We start from the raw sequence: 2569 nt of genomic DNA, 5'->3' as shown, positions 1-2569 counted from the left end.
GCGCGGCGGCGGACAGCGCGGTACCGAACCCGGCCACCGCGGCCGGCGCGCGCCGCGGCAACCGCGGGACGAACCGCACCACGGCCAGACCCACCACCGTGAGCACGGTGCCGGCGGGCCCGGCGATCACCGTCGCCGCCGCGAGGAGCGCCAGACCTCCCAGCGTCCACGGTGTCCGCCAGGCCGGGACGGGTACCGCGGGATCTCTTCGCGGACCGCGCGGGAAGGCGAGCACGAGCAGCGGGATCAGCAGGAGCAAGCCACCGAATATGGCCGTCCGGTACCACGTGTCGATAGGGAACGACACCGTGACCGGCCCGGCGGCATCCGCGGGAAGCAGCCAGCCCTGCTGCCAGCCGTCCACCACGACGGGTTCGAGTTCCCGGCCGTCGGCGGTACGGGCCGACCAGCCGACATTCGTGCTGAGCGGCAGTGTCAGCAGCCGGGTCCCGGTCTCGGCGACCGGCGGCGCGGGCGTGGTGTTCACCAAACGCAGCCGGTCGACGAAGAACAGCTCGGTCGGTGCCACCAGCACATCGACCTCGCCCGCGGGCAGGGCGACCGGCAGGGCCGCGACCGTCTCGGTGCCCGGCACCGGCTCGGGGCACACTTGCGCGGGAACCGGTGCGCCGGAACGTAATTCGCCCGCGGTGGCGGTGATACCGGTGTGCACCAGCCGCCCGCCCACCGCGACGGTCGGCCCGATATCGCAACCGACGGTGACCAGCCGGTCCGCCGGTGCGGGCGGCGGATACTGCGGCCCCAGCACGTTCACCTCGGCCAGCCCGGCCGGCTGCGGCTGGTGGTAGCCGAGGGCGGTGCGGTCCAGTACCGATTCCCAGCTGCGGATGCTCAGTTCGATCCGATCGGTCACCGTGGGATGCAGGTCGATCCGGGAGACCTCGTGCGGTTCGTCGAGTTCGCGGATCTGCGGGCCGTTACCGAGGTTCACCGCGACCGAGGTCGGGGCGGCGGGCAGCCCGCCGAGTGACGGGGTCAGTTCCAGCCCCGTCACCAGGGTGGGTTCGGGGAGTTCGATCGTCAGTGTCGGTTTCGGGCCGCGGGTGTCGCGGGCGGACTCTTCGGGTGCCGTCCAGCTGGTCCGCGGATCGCCGTCGGTGGCGGCGAACGCCGAACCCCGCAGATCACCGACATCGGAGGTACCGCGGGCCACCGGCCGCGCCGGATCCGTGAGCAGCGCCTCCAGCGCGGGGCCCTGCCGGGGCCGGACGGTGAGTTGCGGGTCGACCGTCACCGGCGCCGGTACCGACAGCGTCCGGCTGAACGCGCCCATCTCCTCGGGCGCCAGCGCGATACCCTTCGCGCATCGGATGCGATCCGGGGCATCGAAACACGCACTGCGACCTGGGAATTCCTGGCCGAGATCCCAGGCGGTGACCGTGGCACCCGGCGGTGTCTCCGGAAGTACTGTGCGATGGCGGATATCGACGGGTACGGGGAATTCGCGATTCGAGTAGTCCTCGAGCGCGAGTTCGCTGATCCCGAACTGGCCGCCGGTGGACCCGCGTTCGGTCTGCCGCGCCGTGATCTTCACCCAGTCGGTCGAGCCCACCGGCAGCGCCACCGAAACCGGTTCGCCGGGTTCGGTGATCCGGGCGGAAACGCTGCCGTTGTTGGTGCGCACCTCCACCCATTTCACCGGGTCGCCGATGGCGGCGGGGGTGGTGGTGAAACGCAGCAATCCGGACCGGAACGGCCGGTCCACATCGAGCCGCACCCATTGGCCGACTGCGTATTCGGCGGCATTGCTGATCCAGGCCGTGGCCGGATCCCCGTCCACGATCGCCGCGGTCGAATTACCGGGTGCGGCACCGCCGATCTGGGTGGCGTCGGCCGCCGAACTCGACGCGGTGACGGTGGCGCCTGTCCAGTCGCCGGTGACCGGTTCGGTGCCCCGTACGGCGTAGTCGGGAACCAGATTGTGGGTGCGGCGGGCGTCGTCGGGGGCGCGTAGCGCGGAGTTGTGGTTGTCGACCTTGCCGAAATCGGTTTCCCGGTTCATCGGTGTATCGGTCACCGTGACCGGGCCGATCGGCAGGCCGGCGGCCTGCGCGTCGGCGGCCATGAGCGTCGGTTCGTGCGCGGTCGCGGGGTCGCGGTGGAGCCGTTCCAGCACCTCCGGTCCGCCCTGCACCACCGGTACCGAGGCGAGCGGAACCGTGTAGGCGCCCGGCAGTTCGGCGGGCGCGCCGCTACCGCTGCGCACCTCGGCCGGGGTGCCCGGCGCGGGCGTTTCGACCCGGTAGATCTCCACCGCCGGATATTCCGGCCGCAGATCCGCGTCGACCACGAAATCGTCCCTGTCCGGCCCGTGCTCGATCGGCTCACCGAACTCGGCGACTTTACGCAACCCCGGCGACCCCTCCACCGCGCTGTGCGCCAGCAGCGGCCGGGTCGACCGGGCAGTGTCCGGATCCAGATCGTTGCGCAGTACCAGGACGCCGATACCCTGCCCGCGCAGCGCGGCCGCCAGGCCCGGCGGGGGGCGGCCGGCGGCGCGGGGCCGGGGGGGGGTGTAGAAGGACCGGCAGGGCGCGGGGGGGGGCGG

General features: G+C 72.3%; 1 protein-coding gene. It reads right to left on the bottom strand.

Going from position 1 to position 2569, the window contains the following annotated elements; genetic code table 11:
• Nucleotides 1-2569: alpha-(1->3)-arabinofuranosyltransferase domain-containing protein (locus tag QH276_RS02160; RefSeq protein WP_280406577.1), on the bottom strand; the 2569-nt coding region annotated here is incomplete at both ends.

The organism is Nocardia carnea (genome assembly GCF_029869215.1).
In the GTDB taxonomy this organism is placed as follows: Bacteria; Actinomycetota; Actinomycetes; order Mycobacteriales; family Mycobacteriaceae; genus Nocardia; species Nocardia carnea_B.
The sequence above is the reverse complement of the archived record's forward strand: the minus strand, read 5'-3'. Positions and strand labels throughout refer to the sequence as shown.